Origin of the sequence: Mesorhizobium sp. C268A (genome assembly GCF_040324475.1) — a bacterium.
GTDB lineage: Bacteria > Pseudomonadota > Alphaproteobacteria > Rhizobiales > Rhizobiaceae > Mesorhizobium.
In genome coordinates this window covers 796130-813284 of record NZ_JAMYVX010000001.1, presented here as the reverse complement: position 1 = coordinate 813284, position 17155 = coordinate 796130, and the positions used below count along the sequence as shown (strand labels likewise).

Sequence of the window (17155 nt, the reverse complement as noted above, 5' to 3'; positions counted from 1 at the left end):
CCGTGGATAATCTTGTTCAGATTTCGAGTATGGGATTAACCGCGTGCTTCATCGTTTTGGCGGTGCAGGAGGCCCGCGAGCTGCTCTTCTACTGGAGCAATGGCTGGAATTTTTTCGAAGACAGCAAAATCAATTGGGCCACATATTACAACCGCAGAACTTGGCCATTTCCCCAGCGCCCCGAGGACCGTATGTCGAACAAGCAGCGCGTTTGCTTCGGCCGGCCATTCTTCATCGTGCTCGTGGGGTTTTTTGCAGCCATTTTCACCCATGTTACCCTGCATCCGGAGCAGTGGCGTAAGGAAGTTCACGGTTCCAAAACCACCTACCACTATATCGGGGTCCCGCAGCCTGATGCCCACTAGCTTCCTCTTCGACGGCTTTGACACAGCCCCGGTCACCATCGTGCTGGCCCACGGCGCCGGCGCATCGATGGATTCGCCTTCGATGACCGCCACCGCCAAGGCGCTCGCCACCGCCGGTTTCCAGGTCGCGCGCTTCGAATTCCACTATATGGCGGCGCGCCGCTACGGCCAGCGCAAGCCGCCGCCGCGCGCCGAGACGGTCAACCCGGAATACATCAAGGCCATCACCGATCTGAGAGCCATGGGCGTCACCGGGCCGCTCATCATCGGCGGCAAGTCGATGGGCGGGCGCGTCGCCTCGATGATTGCGGACGAAATGCTCGCCAAGGGAGAGATTTCCGGCCTCGTCTGCCTCGGCTATCCCTTTCATCCGCCGGCCAAGCCAGAGCAGCTCAGGACAAAACACCTCGCCGACCTCAAGACACCGACACTGATCTTCCAGGGCACGCGCGACGAATTCGGCACCAGGGAAGAGGTCGCGACCTACGGCCTTTCCGACGCCATCGAAGTGATCTGGCTGGAGGATGGTGACCACGACCTGAAGCCGCGCAAGAGCGTGTCGGGGTTTTCGACCGCCGATCATTTGAAGACGCTGGCCGGGACGGTGAAGGCGTGGACAGGGCGGATCGTTTCCTGATCGCCAAATGAAAATCGCCACCTTCAATATCAACAACGTCAACAGCCGGCTGCAAAACCTGCTGGCGTGGCTGGCGGCAGCCAAGCCCGATGTCGTCTGCCTGCAGGAGCTGAAGGCGCGCGACCTGCAGTTTCCGCGCACGGCGCTTGCGGCGGCCGGCTATGGCGCGGTGTGGAAGGGCGAACCGACCTGGAATGGCGTCGCGATACTCGCGCGCGGGTCCGAGCCGGTGCTGACCTGTGACGTCCTGCCCGGCGATACCGCCGACAAGCAGAGCCGCTACATCGAGGCGGCCGTGAACGGCATCGTCATCGCCTGTGTCTACGCGCCCAACGGCAACCCGCAGCCGGGGCCGAAATTCCAGTACAAGCTGGCCTGGCATGAAAGGCTGGAGGCGCATGCCGCAGAACTCTTCGACACTGGCCTGCCGGTGGCGCTGGTCGGCGACTACAATATCGTGCCCGAGCCGCGCGACATCTACGCCACCCGTTCCTATGACGACAACGCGCTGGTGCAGCCGGAAAGCCGGGCGTCGTTCCAGCGTCTGCTCGAGCAGGGCTGGACCGATGCGCTCCGCAAGAAGCATCCGAAGGAAACGCTCTACACATTCTGGGATTATCGCCGCAACCGCTGGCTGCGCGATGCCGGGCTGCGGCTCGACCACATCTTGCTGTCGAAGAAACTGGCGCGCCGCCTCACCGCTGCCGGCATCGACCGCGATGTCAGAGGTGAGGACGGCGCCAGCGACCACGCGCCGGTATGGGTCGAATTGAAGTGAATTTGGCTGCGTGATCGCGCCCACTTTCGTGGGCGCAGTTTTGCGCTATTTGTTTCGCTGCGGCGGCCGCATGATGAGCAAGGTGCGGCACCGGAGGGGGAGTCCGATGGACAGGTTGGCCGAAAGGCTGTTTGCGCTTCCGCTGCTGGCGGCCGCTTTGGCTTGTCTGGTGCGGGCGTATCTGCTGCTCGGCGACAGAGATTTCAGCTGGAGCGGGATCGACCACATGCTGCACGGCCCAGCCACGCTGCGACCGGTGGTGTTCCTGACCGTCGGCGGGCTTTGCCTGCTTGGCGCCCTCTTGTTCTGGGCCGGACTGCTGCCGGGTCGGCGAAGCCAGCCTGCTGGAACGCCGCTTTTTGGCCGCGACGCCGAGATCGACCCAAAGGGCCACCCCGGTCTGCGGCGCGCCTTCCTCATGTTGCCGGTGCTCGCCGTGTTGGCGCTGCTGGCCGACCACTTCCCTTGGGCGCGTGACGCCGGCCCAGGCGCTGAGGTGGCCGCCCCGAACGAACCCAAAGCCGAGCCGAAGGACCAGGGCATCGACGGTGTCCCGCCGGACCTGGCGACGCAACCGGCCCCGCCGAGTTCGCCGCAGGTCACCATGCCGCCCGAGCCAACTCCGCCGGTGCAGGCAGCCAAACCGCCCGAGCCGGCGCAGCCTACGCCTCCGGCTGCTCCCCCTCAGCCGCCACAAGTCGCAGTCGCTCCGGCGACACCGCCACCGGAGACTGCTCCACCGCCGGCTCCGGCCACGCCACCGCAAACCGTCGCGCCGTTGCCGCCGCCTCCGCCGGCGCTGCCGACCGAGCCCGACGGCCACCGCGACGCCGTCGTCTGGCTCGCCGTCTCGGCCGATGGCCGCGACGTCATGAGCGCCAGCACCGACCACATGATCAAGCTCTGGGACATCGCCGGCAAGCGGCTGATCTGCAACCTTGGTGAACACAAGGACATGGCGCGCACGGCGCTGTTCATGCCCGACGGCGCAACCGCGCTGACCGCCGGCGACGATGGCGAGATCGTGCTGCGAAAGCTAGCCGACGGCGCGGTGCTGCATGTCTTCTCGTCGGGCGCGAATGGCGGCGTGCGTAAGCTGGCGATCAGCCCGGACGGCAAGCGCGCCGTCAGTGGCCACGACACCGGCAACGTCATCGTCTGGGATCTCGTCAACAAATCGGTGCTGCATGTTATGACCGGACATGACTGGCCGATCAGCACGGTCGCAATCTCGCCCGACGGCACGCGCGCGCTGAGCGGCTCCATCGACGGCACGCTGAAATTCTGGGACGTCGAAAGCGGCAAGCAATTGCGAAGCTGGCACGGCCACGAGCAGGGCACTTACGGCGCCGTCTTCACCGCCGACGGCCATCATGTCGTCACCGGCAGCGGCGACTACACGATCAAGCTCTGGGACCTCGACACGTTTAGGGAATTGCGCCGCTTCGAGGGTCACGAAGGCACCGTCTATATGCTGGTGCTGTCGGCCGACGGCAAGCGCTTGGCCTCCGGCTCGCTCGACGGCACTGCGCGGCTGTGGGATCTCGGCACTGGAAACCAGATCGCCATGTTCGACAGCCGCACCGGCCCGATCTACGCCGTTGCCTTCGCTACCGACGGCACACTGGTCACCGGCGGCGACGATCGCACCATCAGGGATTGGCCGGCGGCTGGCGGCGATGGCGAAATCCTGTTCGCCGGCGCACCGCAGTAGCGACATCAAATGCTTTGGATATTCCAGAACAGCCTGGCTTGCGCTATGGATTACTGGTGGCTGCAAATGGATTGGGGACGGTGAGCAACAACGACTGGGCGCCCAAAGTGGATACACCTGTCTACAGCCCGCCCAAGTCGCGTCGCCGAGGGGTCCTTACCGTCGTTCTGGTGTTGCTGGCGGCTTTTGTGCTGCTCGGTCCTGGCCGAAATTACTATGTGCAGTGGTCAGCGGCACAAAAGGGTGCAGCGGCTCTCCAGGCAAAGGATTATGCCGAGGTATTCCGTCAAATGAAGATCATGGCGGACGCTGGCAATGTTGACGCAAAAGGCCAGCTTGGTGCGCTGTACTGGCGCGGGGAGGGCGTGGCTCAGAACGACAGCCAGGCGGTGTATTGGTGGAAGAAATCCGCCGATGGCGGCAATGCGGAAGCCATAGCAGCACTGGGTCAGGCCTACCTTATGGGCAGGGGCGTTGAAAAGGACAGTCGGCTTGCCGAGAGTTTCTCACGAAAGGCCGCCGATAAAGACAACATGAATGGGCAGTACCAGCTCGGCGTGTTGTACTGGCAGGGCCAAGGGGTCGCGCAAAGTTATGAGCAGGCGCTCTATTGGTGGCGCAAGGCGGCCGATCAGGGGAGCGGGGAGGCTGAATATTCTCTCGGCCAAGTCTATTTAAATGGCCAAGGGGTCGAAAGAAACGATCAACTGGCGTTGAAGTTTTCCAGGCAATCAGCCGACAAGGGCAATGCGAACGCTCAGTACGCCCTCGGCGTCCTGTATGCGCAGGGTCGGGGTGTTGCGCAAAGCTTCGAGCAGGCTGCCTCATGGTGGCGCAAGGCGGCTGACCAAGGAAGCCTGGAGGCCGCTTTCTGTCTCGGACGCGCCTACTATCTTAACCAAGGCGTCAAGAAGGATGATCAGGCCGCCATAGTGTGGGTGAAAAAGGCAGCCGATCTGGGTGAGCCGAATGCCCAGGCTTTGCTGGGCACGTTGTACTCGCGGGGCCACGGCGTTGAGCAGGATGACCGCCTTGCGTTCGGGTGGTGGATGAAGGCCGCAACCACCGGTCTGACAGAAGCGCAATACGCGGTGGCGGCCGCTTATGGCCAGGGAAAAGGTACCCCTAGGGACGACGGCCAGGCGTTTGCGTGGATGAGCAAAGCCGCCAATCAGGGCTTTGTGTTCGCCCAGTCGAATCTGGGCGGATATTATTCGATGGGCCAAGGCGTCGAGAAGAGCGCCGGGCAGGCGGTCTATTGGTGGCGCAAGGCCGCGGAAGCGGGGAATGCCGAAGCCGGTGCCAATCTGGCCCGGGCGTATTCGCTGGGCGAAGGCGTGGGACGGGACGATGCGTTGGCCGCGACTTGGGCGCAAAAGGCGTCCGACGGGCGAAACGCCGACGCTCAATATATGCTTGGTATCCTCTACAGCCAGGGCCGCGGCGTTGCGCAAGACAATGATCTGGCCTTCCGATGGTGGATGAAGGCTGCTGTCCAAGGCCATGTGGTAGCGCAGTATAATGTCGGGGTCGTGTATCGGGACGGGCAGGGCGTCGGGAAGGATGAAAGGCAGGCATTCGAGTGGCTGAGCAAGGCTGCCGACAAGGACAATGACCTTGCGCAGTTCGCTCTCGGTGGACTGTATTGGGATGGTCTAGGAGTAACGAAGGACCCCGTTCAGGCGGCAAGGCTCTGGCGCAAAGCCGCCGACCAGAGCAATGCATTCGCGCAGAAAGCGCTCGGCACAGCCTATTCCGAGGGTGTTGGCGTTGCGCAAAGCAGTGCGGATGCGGCGGGCTGGTGGCTCAAGGCGGCGCGGCAGGGAAATGTCGATGCCCAGCTAGCCTTAGCGTATGCCTCGGCCAACGGCGTGGGCATTGCCAGAGACGACAAGGCTGCCGAGTCCTGGTGGCTGGAAGCCGCAAAGGCCGGCAGCGTCGATGCCGAGTTCAGTCTGGGCTCGCTCTACTACCGCGGCGTCGATGGGAAACCAAACTACAAGGAAGCCGCCAAATGGTTCTTCAAGGCGGCAGGCCACGGCAGTTCCGGCGCCAAGACCTATCTCGACCTGATGAAGGAAAACGGCCAGCTCGACAGCAAGATGCTGTGAGCCGAGTGCATAAGCGTCGCCGTCACGCCTTCCGTTTGAGGCGTGACACTCGTATCGGACGATGCGAAGACTCATTTGCCGCTGCATCTCGAGAATCCCATGCCCAACCTCCAGCTCGTCGAAGCCACGATCGCCGACCTGCGCCGGGCGCTGGAGGCCGGCACCGTCACCAGCGTCGAGCTGGTGGGCGCTTATCTCAGGCGCATCGCGCATTACGACCGCCATGGCATCGCGCTCAATGCCGTGCCGGTGCTTAACCCGGCAATGTTCGAGGAGGCGGCGGCGTCCGACCTGCGGCGGCGCAATGGTGCCACCCTCGGGCCGCTCGACGGCATCCCCTACACCGCCAAGGACAGCTATAAGGTGAAGGGCCTGACGGTGGCCGCCGGCTCGCCCGCCTTCGAGCATCTCGTCGCCAACGAGGACGCTTTCACCATTGCCAGGCTGAGGGCCGGTGGTGCTGTGCTGATCGGGCTGACCAACATGCCGCCTATGGCCAATGGCGGCATGCAGCGTGGCGTCTATGGCCGCGCCGAGAGCCCCTACAATGCCGACTATTTGACCGCCGCCTTCGCTTCCGGCTCGTCCAACGGCTCGGGCACGGCCACCGCCGCCAGCTTCGCCGCCTTCGGGCTGGGCGAGGAAACATGGTCTTCCGGCCGCGCGCCGGCGTCCAACAATGCACTTGTCGCCTACACGCCGTCGCGCGGCGTCATTTCGGTCAGGGGCAACTGGCCGCTGGTGCCGACCATGGATGTGGTGGTGCCGCACACGCGCGGCATTGCCGACATGCTGGAGTTGCTGGATGTGATCGTCGCCGACGATGCGGAGACGCGCGGCGATTTCTGGCGTGTGCAGCCTTGGGTGTCGATCGCGAAAAGCGCTGATCTCAGGCCGCCAAGCTACACTACACTCGCGTTGGAGGGCTCATTACAAGGCAAACGCCTCGGCGTGCCGAAAATGTATATCGGCAGGGATAGCGGCGCTGAACGCCCGATCGAGACCCGCGCCTCGGTGCTCGACCTCTGGCGGCAGGCAGCGCGTGACCTGGAAAAGCTCGGCGCGGAGGTGGTCGAGGTCGATTTCCCCGTCGTCTCGAACTATGAGCGCGACCGTCCGGGCACAAAAACCATGGTCGAACGCGGGCTGGTGCCGGAAGCCTTCGCCGAGCGCGAAATCTGGGATCTCTGCATCTGGGGCTGGGACGATTTCCTGCGCGCAAATGCCGATCCGGTGGTCCCCGACCTGGCTGCGGTCGACGGCCCAACGATTTTCCCGCAGCCGCCGGGCGCGCTGCCGGACCGCTATGGCGACGACGGTTTCGATCTGGCCGACTACGTCACGAGCGTCAAGCAGGGCGTGATGCCATTGCTGGATATCCCAACGCTGGCGGAAGGTCTGAAGGGATTGGAGGCGACGCGGCGCATCGACTTCGAGGACTGGCTGGACGAGCACAGGCTCGACGCTGTCGTGCTGCCGGCGGTCGCCGATGTCGGCCCGGCCGATGCCGACGTCAACGAGACCTCTGCAGCAATCGCCTGGCGCAACGGCACCTGGGTTGCCAATGGCAATCTGGTGTGGCGTCATCTTGGCATCCCGACCGTCACCGTGCCTATGGGAACGATGGCCGATATCGGCATGCCGGTCGGGTTGACCTTTGCGGGCAAGGCCTATGATGATGCGGAGTTGCTGCGGCTCGCCGGCGATTACGAGCGCGCCACCCAACGCCGCACGGCCCCGCCGCGCACGCCGGAATTGCCGGGCGATGTGTTTGCGCAACATGGTGGATCGAAGTCCAGCGATGCGCCGCCGCCGGCACTCAGGCTTGTTGCGGAGACGATGGGGCAAGGAGACCAGGCCGAGATCGCCGTGACGGTTGAACTCGATGCGGAGACCGCTGGCGTCAAGGTTCACGTCAATGGCGAACCGGTCGCTCTGCGGCGCAGCGGCACAAGCTTTCACGGTCGCATCCTGGTGCCGGCCGGCGAGCACGAAAGAATGCACAGTGTGTGGCGAGGCGCTTACGGGTCGATCGTTACGGCCGTCATGCGGCTGGAGGATGGACGCACGGCTGGTGCTTACGTGGTCGCGGGTGGAATCGGGTGAGGGTACAGGTAATCTCCCCAAGGGGGAGATCAGCAGCTTCGCCGTCTTGACCCTCCCATCGCCCGCGTTATCTTCGCGCCATGTCAAACCTCGCTCCCCTCATCGTCATCGATCTCCAGACCAACATGTTCGACGGGCGCGTCGAGCCGCCGATCCATGATGCGCCGGGCATAGCCGAGCGTACCCGCTCGCTGATCGGCTGGGCGCGGCGCGAGGGGCGCCGGATAGCGTTCGTGCGGCATGACGGGCCGGCCGGCGATCCGCTGGCGCCGGGCGAGCCGGGTTGGCCGGTATGGCCGGAACTCGGCCAGGCCAAGGACGAGCCGACATTCTCCAAGACCGTCCGCAACGCATTCTCGAATGCCGAGCTTGGCGCCTGGGTGGCCGGGCAGGGGGCCGGCGAAGTCGTGCTCGCCGGAGCGCAAACCGATTTCTGCATCGCCGGCACCGTCAAGGGCGCCCTGGCCGAGGGCCTCGGCGTCACTGTCGTTTCCGATGCGCACTCGACGCTGGACACTGAAGGCGAAACCGCGACCGAGATCATCGCCCGGTACAATGCTGATTTCACCGATGCCGGCGTCACGCTGGTGACGACGAAGGCGCTGACCGGCGACTGAAGCACCGCGCTTCGAAGAGTGGGAGACTGCCGTGCCAACCCTGAAATTGCCGGCCGAAGGCGGATGCCGCTGCGGACGCGTGCGGCTCAAGATTTCCGCAAAGCCGCTTTTGACCATGGCTTGTCATTGCACCGGCTGCCAGACCATGTCGGCCAGCGCCTATTCGCTAAGCGCCGCCATTCGCTCCGACGGCTTCGAGATCACGCTAGGCGAGCCGGTGATCGGCGGGCTGCACGGCGCCTCGAAACATTTCTTCTGCCCACATTGCATGAGCTGGATGTTCACGCGCCCCGAAGGGCTCGACTGGTTCGTCAATCTGCGTCCGACCATGCTCGACGAGCCCGGCTGGTTCACGCCGTTCATCGAGACATGGACCAGCGAGAAGCTGCCCTGGGCGACGACGCCTGCGGTGCACAGTTACGAGGCGCTGCCGGCCTTCGAGGAATATGAGGGGCTGGTGGCCGAGTTTGCGGAAACTGCGAATCTCCCCCCTTGAGGGGGAGATGGCCGGCAGGCCAGAGGGGGTCGCATCGCGTGAAGCGCCAACCTCCATCTGCCGCATGAGGCCGAGCCTAGTCGAACCGACCCCCTCTGTCGCCTTCGGCGACATCTCCCCCTCGAGGGGGAGATAAGCCCCGCTAACAATTTCATCGAATCGATTGCGCAAACGTTTCGATCGCACTAAGCTCCCTTGAAATCCGCCATCAGAGCGGACGGGAAACGCATAGGGAGGAGCGCTTGCAGGCGCTTATTTGTCTTGCCGACAATGGCTGAAGTGGCGCGGCGCGCCGGCGTATCGGTGTCGACCGTCTCGCATGTCGTCAACAACACGCGCTTCGTTTCGCTGGAAAAGGCGAGGCTGATCAACGACGCCATTGCCGCCATGGGCTACCAGCCCAACGAGCTGGCGCGCTCGCTGAAGGCCTCGACCACCAACAGCGTCGGCCTGGCGATCTCGGCGATCTCCAACCCTTATTTCACCAACATCATCTGCGCGGTCGAGGCCGAATGCGCGCGGCTCGGGCTGATGGTCTTCCTGTCGGACACCCAGGAAGATCCCGACCGCGAACTGCAGGTGGTGCGCGCTTTCCATCAGCGCCGCGTCGACGGCGTCATCCTGGCCCCGTCGGGCTCGCCGCAGCGCGCCATCGACTATCTCGCCGACAAGAAGATGCCATGCGTTCTGATCGACCGTTTCGCCGACCAGCGCTTCGACCAGATCGGCGTCGAGAACGAAACGTCGATGCGCGCGCTGATCGACCATGTCGCCTCCTTCGGCCACAAGCGCATCGGCTATATCGCCGGACAGCCGGGCCTGACGACGACGCGCGAGCGCATCGAGGCGTTCCAGGCTTCGCTCGCCGCCAATGGACTTGAGTGCGTGCCGCACTATCTCTCGGCCGAGAATGTCGACACGGCGGCGGCGACCGCATCCACCCACGCCATCCTGTCCCTGCCGTCTCCACCAACAGCACTGGTCACCGGCAACAACATGACGACGATCGGAGCCGTCCGCGCCATCCGCGAAAAAGGCCTCACCATTCCGGGCGATCTGTCGCTGGCCGGCTTCGACGATTTCGAATGGGCCGATTGTTTCGAGCCGCGGCTGACGCTGGTCGCGCAGCCCTGCACCGAGATAGGCAGGCAGGCGGCGGCGCTGCTCAGCGCCCGTATAGCCGCGACCGGTTCCGCGCCGCGCTCGGTGCGGCTGCAGGCGACGCTGCGGGCGCGCGCCTCCTGCGGGAGGCCGACCCACACGAGGCTAACATGACCGCGCCGCTGCTGGTGATGACCGGCGCCGTCAAACGCTTCGGCGGTGTGCAGGCGCTGCGTGGCGTCGACTTCGATCTCAAGGCCGGCGAAATCCATGCGCTGCTCGGCGAAAACGGCGCCGGCAAGTCGACGCTGATGAACCTTTTGTCGGGCGTCTACACGCCGGACGAAGGCACCATCGAGATCGACGGCAAACCCGTGCGTTTCAACAACCCGCGTGAGGCGCAAGCGGCCGGCATCGCCACCATCTTCCAGGAGCTCGACCTGGTGCCGTCGCTGGATGTCGCGGCCAACCTGTTCCTCGGCCGCGAACTGATGCGTCCGGGCGGCTTCCTCGACGTGCCGGCAATGCGCCGCGAGGCCAAGAAGCGGCTGGAGGCGATCGAGATCGCCATCGATCCGGCTGCCATGGTGGCCGATCTGTCGATCGGCCAGCGCCAGGTGGTCGCGATCGTCAAGGCGCTGTCTTACGCCTCGCGCGTGCTGATCATGGACGAGCCGACGGCCGCACTCACCGTCGGCGAAGTCGAGCGGCTGTTCGACATCATGCGCAAGCTCGCCGCCACCGGCGTCGGCATCGTCTACATCTCGCACCGGCTGGAGGAAGTGCCAGGCATTGCCGACCGCGTGACTGTGATGCGCGACGGCCGTGTTGCCGGCATCACCGAGCCGCACGCGCCGCAGGCCGAGCTGGTCAGGCTGCTGGTCGGACGGCCCTTGGACGAGCTCTATCCCCAACGCGCCAAAGCGGCGGGCAAGCCGCTGCTCAGCCTGAGGAACGCCAGCTTCAAACTCGCCCGCGACAGCGCCGGCTGGCAGGCGCCGCAAGGCGTTTCGCTCGATGTCCATGAAGGCGAGATCGTCGGTCTTGCCGGCATCATGGGGGCCGGGCGCACCGAGCTCTTGTCCGCGCTCTACGGCACCGGCCTGTCCGGCCGCTGGGAGGGCGAGGTCGCCATATCAGGCCGCCCGGTAAAATTGGATTCGATCAGCGCTGCCCGCCACGCCGGCATCGCCTTCGTCACCGACGATCGCAGGGGCTCGGGCCTGATGCTGCGCATGGCGGTCGGCCTCAATCTAGTGATGTCGGTCATATCCAGGATCTCGCCGAACTGGCTGGTCTCGCCGCGCCGCCAGGCCGAGGCCGTGAAGGAATCCTTCGGTCAGTTCGATATCCGCCCGAAGAACCCCGATATCGCCGTCGGCGCGCTGTCTGGCGGCAACCAGCAGAAGGTGGTGCTGGCCAAGGAGATCCTCGGCAATCCGCGCCTGTTGCTTCTCGACGAGCCGACACGCGGCGTCGATGTCGGCGCCAAGGGCGAGATCTACCAGCGGCTCAGGGCACTCGCCGCGCAAGGGCTCGGCATTCTGGTGGCGTCCAGCGAGATGCCGGAGCTGATCGGTCTGTGCGACCGCATCGTGGTGCTGCGCCAGGGGCGCAATGTGGCGGAATTCATGGGCGGCGTCGACGAGCACACGGTGCTGGCCGCGGCTAACGGCAGGGAGGCCTGATGTCTCAGGACAACAATCCAGTGGCAGCGAGCCCGGTGACGGCGGCGCCTCAAAAGCATCGCGACCCGCTGGCGCTCATCGTGCGCTTCCAGAGCCTGATCGGCCTCGTGCTGGTGGCGATCGGCGGCATCATCTTCTCGCCGCGCCGCCATGGCGAGATCCTGTTCCTCAACCCCGACAACATCGCCAACATCGTGCGCGCCGTGTCGGAGACCGGCATCATCGCCATCGGCATGACCTTCGTCATCATCACCGCCGGCATCGACCTCTCGGTCGGCGCGGTGCTTGGCCTGTCCAGCGTCGTCACCGCATCGATGATGATCTCCGGCGGCTTCGGCCTGATCCCCACCATCCTCGCCGTGCTCGCTTTGGGCATCGTCTTCGGCGCCATCCAGGGCACCATCTCGACGCGCTTCCGGCTGGAGCCGTTCATCGTCACGCTGGCTGGCCTGCAGGCCGCGCGCGGGCTGGCGCTGGTCGTCTCCGGCAACCAGTACATCAACATTTCCTACGGCGAAGGGCCGGGCTTGGCGCCGCCGGTGTTCGCCGTGCTGGGCGAGCGGCTGTTCAACAACACCGTGCCGGTGGCAACGCTTGTGTTCGTCGTCTTTGCCGCGATCGCCACCATCGTGCTCAACACCACGCGCTTCGGCCGCTATGTTTTTGCCGTCGGCGGCAATGAGCGCGCCGCGCGCATATCCGGCGTGCCGGTCTCGATGGTGAAGATATCGGTCTATGCCATCACCGGCTTTGCCGCTGCACTCGCAGGCATCGTCCATGCCGGCCAGTTCAATTTCGGCAGCGCCAATGACGGCATGGGCTATGAGCTGACGGCCATCGCCGCCGTGGTCATCGGCGGTACCAGCCTGTTCGGCGGCGCCGGCTCGATGGTCGGCACCGTCGCCGGAACCATCATGCTTGGCGCGCTCGCCAACATCCTGCAGCTCAACAACATCACGCCCGCCATGCAGCTGCTCGCGACCGCCGCGATCATCGTGCTGGCGGCAGTGCTTCAATCCCTCGTTCGCCGCCGCGAGGGGTTGGGTCGTTAGTGCATGTCGCGCAAAAGGTTTTGCGATGACGACATGCACCAACAAACAAGGAGGAGACGGCAACACGTGAACGTCAAACCAAGGTCTGGCCCCCCGGCCAGACGAGGAGGAGAGTGAGTTATGAAAACGACACTAAGAGGATCGACCCTCAAGGCCGTCCTGCTGGCAGGCGCTGGCCTGTGCATTGCAGGCTCCGCTTACGCCGCCGAGCCGCTGGTGAAAGCCTGCGCCAAGGACGGCCAGTTCGTCATCGGCTTTTCGCAGGCCAACAATGCCGAGCCCTACCGCCAGCACGTCAATGACGAGCTTGAGGCGGCGGCCAAGGAAGTGCCCGGCTTCACGCTGCAGATCGCCGACGGCGCCGGCAACGTCAACACGCAGACCTCGCAGGTCGACAATTTCATCACCCAGAAGGTCGATATCCTTTTGATCTCGCCCTTCGAGGCCGCACCGCTGACGCCGGCGGTGAAGCGCGCCATGGATGCCGGCATCCCGGTCATCGAGCTTGACCGCAAGACGGTCGGCGACCCCGGCAAGGACTACACCGCCTTCATCGGCGGCGACAATTTCAAGATCGCCGAGGAAGCCGGAAAGTACACCGCCAAGACGCTGCTGCCCGATGGCGGCGAGGCGGCGGTGCTGCAAGGCCTGCCGAGCTCGACGCCGGCGGTGGAGCGCCTCAACGGCTTCAAGGAAGGCGTGAAAGGCAACCCGAAGGTCCAGATCGTCGCCGAGCAGGCCGCCGACTGGGTGCCGGACAAGGCGCAAGTCGCCTTCGCCGCCATGCTGCAGGCGCACCCCGACATCAAGGTGCTCTACGCCTCCAACGACATGATGGCCGCCGGCGCGCTGCTCGCCGCCAAGGGGGCGGGCAAGGACGTCAAGATCATCGGCACAGACGGCCTGCCGGGCCCGGCTGGCGGCATCGAGGCGGTGGCCAAGGGCGACTGGGTCGCAACCTTCACCTACCCGACGGGCGCCAAGGAAGCGATCGAGATGTCGAAAAAGATCCTGCTCGATTGCGCGACCGAGGTGGACAAGACGGTGACGGTGGAGACCACCGCGATCACGGCCGAGAATGCCAAGCAGCTGATGGGGAAGTGAGGGGGCGACGCTCAGCACTGAGGTTGAAAGCAAGGCCCCGGGAGGGGCCTTGTTGCGTTGCGGCGAGCTACGGGTGAATGGCCGCTGCCGGCCTTCAGATCAATGCCATCGCTACCCGTAAGCGGACGTTGGTCTGCTTTAAACCGTAAGTTGCGGCTGCGCGGGGATCGTGATGTTGCCGAATCCGCGCTCGTCGAGATTGCCGGCAGAACGTGATGCGTCGTTAATCACTCAATGTCTGCTGCGATGAACCAATCGTTGATCTCCCGCAATTCCGCACGCGCCTCTTCGAATCTACCCTGTGACCGCAATAGCTTTGCCAGACTATTGGTCGCCTGCAACTCCCAACTCCTAGCGCGCTGCTGCCGCGCAAAGGCAATAGCCTCGCGGAAAGAAGCCTCTGCCGCTCTGTCTCCGACTCCATTTGCAAGTTCGATCTCGCCGCGAATGCGAAGCAAGGCAGCTGTAAAGTAATGCTCGCCAATCTTTTCGGCCTCGCGCAGACCTTTCTCGACGGTCTCTGCCGCTATATCGAATTGTCCAGAGTTAATGAAAGCTTTGGCCAGTAAGCCTAAATAACACGATTTGTCGACTTCCTGATCTTCAAGGTCACTCTCGGTCAATGCCATCATATGGCTTCCCACCAGACTGTCATCGAGGCTTGATGCAGCCAAGCCACCAAAAAAGCGCGCCACCCGTGTCCAGAGATTGAAACCGTTTTCCTGCGCTAATGGCAGAAGTTCATCCGCCAGCCGAGCGATATCCCTGCTCTCTTCGCGGAAGGCGAACAACACACACCCGTTTCCCAAGCAGGCGGCCAAGCGATAGGCGGATTGCTGCCGAACGGTCGCCTCCGCCTCGAGGTAGAGTTTCAGCGCTTGACGGCGATACCCCAGAATATGCAAGGTCCACGAAAGGTAGATCATGGCCATACTCGGAAAGTCGCTGCCGACCTCGTCTGCACTGCCCTTGTGGCTGAGAGCGCGCTCAAGATATTGCCGAGCCTCCGCCAACTCACCCTGACAGAACAGACTCATGCCCTTAAACTGCAGACCTATAACGAGCGCGTTTAGGTAGCCGCCCTCCTCGCCGACTCGAATTAATTCATCACTGGCCGCGAGGGCCTTACCAAACTGGCCCGAGTTGAAATGGGTACCGAAAAGCCCGTCGAGTGCCCTAATCGTCGCCTCCAGTTCGCCAAGCTTCCCGCTCAGCGCTATGGCCCGCTGATACGCGGCACTGCCTTCGCCCGTCACGTAGCCGAGCGCAGCGTACAGAACGTCGCCCAGTTCCAGTTCGAAGCGAAGCAACCTGCGGCTACGATCGTCGGAGTCAGGCAAGAGTTTCGCGGCTTCAAGCCCTTTCCTGAAGATACGCACTGCGTCAACTTTCGCCCAAGTCTTGGCGGCCTTCAGCCCTGCCTGCAGCCAGTAGTCAGCGGCGCGATCGAACAGACCGGCGTCGGCGAAATGCTCAGCGAGCACTTCGGGATAGGCAAAGCCCGCGTTGGGGTCGCGCAGCTCGATGCATTCGGCAATCGATTTGTGAATCTGTTGCGCACGTTCGTGCAGCATCGTGCCTCTAGCGGCCTGCTGGAGCAGCACGTGGGTGAACGAAAAGCCTGCTCCGGCCGTCCCTCGCTCGGCTACGATCAGCCCTGTGCGCATCAGCTCACCAACCGCAGCGCGCAACTCCGCTTCAGGCCAATCACAAATTTCGCGCAGCATGTCGAAATCGAATTCGCGGCCGATCGCCGCCGCGACCTGCGCGACTTCCTTGGCGGTCCCCAGCCTGTCGAGACGGGCAAGCAACGAGAACTGCAGAGAGTTTGGAATGTTGTTCGTGAGTGACAGACGCTTGGGCTGCGATACGTCTAGGCGCAACCCTGTTTCGACCACGCTTCGAGTAAGCTCTTCGATATAGAGCGGGACGCCTTCACCGCGATCGAGCACCGCTGCTACGTCAGCAGCGAGCGCATTCGGACTAATGTCATGGACAATCGCTTCAGCGTCCGCTCGGCTGAGCGCTTCAAGCCTGATATGGTGCCCGTCAGGACCGTCGACCCATGGAACGCTTGCGTTGTTCCTGCTCGACACAAGCAAGAGGGCGGGTGTCGAAGCCAGGCTGGCGACGATTTTTTCGAGAAGGTCGCGCGAGGTCGCATCGGCCCATTGCTCATCCTCGAACAAGATCAGGATCGGGGTAGTTCGCGCCAAATAACCGACCAGATCGATGAATGCTTGCTCGGCAATGTTGCGCTGTCGTTCGGCACTTGTCCCTTCAAGCCTGTCCGGCATTGTCGTCGGCATCCCGAGCAGGCCCGAGAAGATCGCCAGCGCGATGTCGCTGGACACCGAGCCTATCGACAATCCGTTGCGGAGCTTTCGAAGCTTTTCTTCCGTTGAGTCACCGTCCTCGATCGTTGCAATCCTCTGCAACTCTGCGAGGAATGGATAAAGGGTGCTGTTCTCAAAGGTCGGAGAACATTGCATGGTCAGTTGCGGAAAGCTGCGCAGACGCTGCTGGATTTCGTTGAGCAACCGGGACTTGCCGATTCCCGACTCCCCCGAGACCAACACGGCATTGCCACGCCTGTCGCGCACGACAGTCTCCCAGTGCTCCATCAGCAGTCGCAATTCGGCGTTGCGGCCGCACAGCTTGGTCATACGCGCCCGCTTTGCAAAGCGGGTCGGCACCATGCGCGCCCTTTGCACCTGCCAAACCTGGACTGGCGCGGCGAATCCCTTCAGCTCATGTTTGCCGAACCCGGTGAAATCAACCGCGCCGCTTGCGGCCTCGAAGGTCGCCGCGTCGACAAGGATCGTATTCGGCTTGGCCAGTACCTGCAGCCGTGCCGCTAGATGCGCGACGTGACCGAAGGCGACGGTGGATACACCGCTCGGTGCGCCGACGAACTCACCCACCACGACTTGGCCGCTCGCGATACCCATCCTCACTTGCAACGGATATCCCAGATTTGCGGAGATGGTGGCCACCGCATCAACGATCTCGAGCGCGGCCAGCACCGCGAACTCGCTGTCGTCCTCACCAGCTGTTGGATAGCCGAAATAGGCCTGAATAGCATCGCCGATGTAACTAGCCGTCACGCCCTTGCGGCGCCGGACGACGCTGCTGCAGGTCTGTAGAAAGCTCTCAATCAGGTGTTGGAAATCCTCGGGATCCAGGCGGTCGGCATATTCGGTTGACCCCACCATGTCGCAGAACAGGATGGTGAGATAACGCCGTTCCGCAACAGGTTTCGCCGGATTGCCGGGCAAAATGGGGCTAGCCAATGGAACCGGCGTGGTCACGCTCCGGGACCCTCCTTAGTGCGGCGACCATGTAGCACCCAGTCATGTTATCGCAAATCCCGGTGCTCACCAGTC

The 17155-nt window shown here is 63.6% G+C and carries 13 protein-coding genes; 12 read left to right on the top strand and 1 reads right to left on the bottom strand.

All coding sequences use genetic code 11. The annotated features are described in order from the left end of the window. The first annotated feature begins 2 nt into the window (after positions 1-2). The 12 genes from NKL06_RS04135 to NKL06_RS04080 all read left to right on the top strand — a co-directional run bounded on the left by NKL06_RS04135 (position 3) and on the right by NKL06_RS04080 (position 13769). A complete protein-coding gene (locus tag NKL06_RS04135; protein WP_155923794.1) occupies positions 3-365 on the top strand; it encodes a hypothetical protein in 363 nt (120 codons plus the stop codon). After that, the gene (locus tag NKL06_RS04130) at positions 355-1002 is read left to right on the top strand and encodes an alpha/beta hydrolase family protein (protein ID WP_023693780.1); all 648 of its coding nucleotides are present in this window, start codon (positions 355-357) and stop codon (positions 1000-1002) included. The genes NKL06_RS04135 and NKL06_RS04130 overlap by 11 nt, the downstream gene beginning before the upstream one ends. A gap of 7 nt (positions 1003-1009) precedes the next feature. Continuing rightward, positions 1010-1780 (top strand): exodeoxyribonuclease III, encoded by a 771-nt coding sequence (locus NKL06_RS04125; RefSeq protein WP_023693779.1) that lies wholly within the window; start codon positions 1010-1012, stop codon positions 1778-1780. Positions 1781-1886: 106 nt separating this feature from the next. Next, on the top strand, positions 1887-3494 hold the full coding sequence (locus NKL06_RS04120) for a WD40 repeat domain-containing protein (RefSeq protein ID WP_023807762.1): 1608 nt from the start codon (positions 1887-1889) through the stop codon (positions 3492-3494). An 80-nt stretch (positions 3495-3574) separates the two neighbouring features. Beyond that, on the top strand, positions 3575-5605 hold the full coding sequence (locus NKL06_RS04115) for an SEL1-like repeat protein (protein WP_155927321.1): 2031 nt from the start codon (positions 3575-3577) through the stop codon (positions 5603-5605). Positions 5606-5704: 99 nt separating this feature from the next. Then, complete coding sequence (locus NKL06_RS04110) at positions 5705-7711, top strand: amidase (protein ID WP_023693777.1); 2007 nt, start codon at positions 5705-5707, stop codon at positions 7709-7711. A gap of 80 nt (positions 7712-7791) precedes the next feature. Beyond that, positions 7792-8328 (top strand): isochorismatase family protein, encoded by a 537-nt coding sequence (locus NKL06_RS04105; protein ID WP_023693776.1) that lies wholly within the window; start codon positions 7792-7794, stop codon positions 8326-8328. Positions 8329-8359: 31 nt separating this feature from the next. Continuing rightward, positions 8360-8824, top strand: a complete 465-nt coding sequence (locus NKL06_RS04100; protein ID WP_023693775.1) for a GFA family protein — start codon at positions 8360-8362, stop codon at positions 8822-8824. A 261-nt stretch (positions 8825-9085) separates the two neighbouring features. After that, entirely contained in the window at positions 9086-10099 is a 1014-nt protein-coding gene (locus NKL06_RS04095) for a LacI family DNA-binding transcriptional regulator (protein ID WP_023693774.1), read from the top strand. Next, positions 10096-11613, top strand: a complete 1518-nt coding sequence (locus NKL06_RS04090; protein WP_023693773.1) for a sugar ABC transporter ATP-binding protein — start codon at positions 10096-10098, stop codon at positions 11611-11613. The genes NKL06_RS04095 and NKL06_RS04090 overlap by 4 nt, the downstream gene beginning before the upstream one ends. Beyond that, entirely contained in the window at positions 11613-12665 is a 1053-nt protein-coding gene (locus NKL06_RS04085; RefSeq protein WP_023671400.1) for an ABC transporter permease, read from the top strand. The genes NKL06_RS04090 and NKL06_RS04085 overlap by 1 nt, the downstream gene beginning before the upstream one ends. Positions 12666-12785: 120 nt before the next feature. Further along, positions 12786-13769 (top strand): substrate-binding domain-containing protein, encoded by a 984-nt coding sequence (locus NKL06_RS04080; RefSeq protein ID WP_023689831.1) that lies wholly within the window; start codon positions 12786-12788, stop codon positions 13767-13769. A gap of 227 nt (positions 13770-13996) precedes the next feature. On the opposite strand, the gene NKL06_RS04075 is transcribed toward NKL06_RS04080, so the two are convergent. Further along, positions 13997-17080, bottom strand: coding sequence for an ATP-binding protein (locus NKL06_RS04075; protein WP_155927319.1), 3084 nt, complete (start codon positions 17078-17080; stop codon positions 13997-13999). Between the last annotated feature and the right edge of the window lie 75 nt (positions 17081-17155).